The organism is Haemophilus sp. oral taxon 851 str. F0397 (genome assembly GCF_000242295.1).
Lineage (GTDB): Bacteria > Pseudomonadota > Gammaproteobacteria > Enterobacterales > Pasteurellaceae > Haemophilus.
In genome coordinates, this window is sequence record NZ_JH591082.1 from 131,485 (window position 1) to 131,859 (window position 375).

The 375-nt window shown below is 41.1% G+C and carries 2 pseudogenes; one reads left to right on the forward strand and one right to left on the reverse strand.

Annotation, left to right across the window (positions count from 1 at the left end):
• Positions 1-296 (reverse strand): annotated as a pseudogene (locus HMPREF9096_RS08975) (molybdenum ABC transporter ATP-binding protein); the annotation flags it as partial.
• Here HMPREF9096_RS08975 and HMPREF9096_RS09430 point away from each other — a divergent pair.
• A pseudogene (locus HMPREF9096_RS09430) lies at positions 294-375 on the forward strand (molybdenum-dependent transcriptional regulator); the annotation flags it as partial. The pseudogenes HMPREF9096_RS08975 and HMPREF9096_RS09430 overlap by 3 nt on opposite strands.

The following is a 375-nucleotide window of genomic DNA, read 5'->3' on the forward strand; positions in this document are numbered from 1 at the left end:
TTATAAGGTGGATTATGCAAATGAACGGGCAAGGTGAGCACACTGCTCTGTTCACTTTCCCCTTTCCAAGGAGCAAAAATAGCACTATTCCAAATTTTTTCTACGCTGTCATAGGCTTTCACAATGCCGTTTTCCATCAGCACAACACGATCAGCTAAACGCAACAGTTCGTCCAAGCTATGTGTAACATATAAAATCGGGATATTAATTTCTTTAGAAAGACGTTCCAAATATTGCATTAGCTCGCGTTTGCGGGGAACATAAAGGGCAGAAAGTGGTTCGTCCATCAGTAAAATGGCGAAGGTACAGCACTTACCACTTATGCCGAACGTTTGTTACAACTTTATGATTTATTAGAACGTACGCAAGAACACG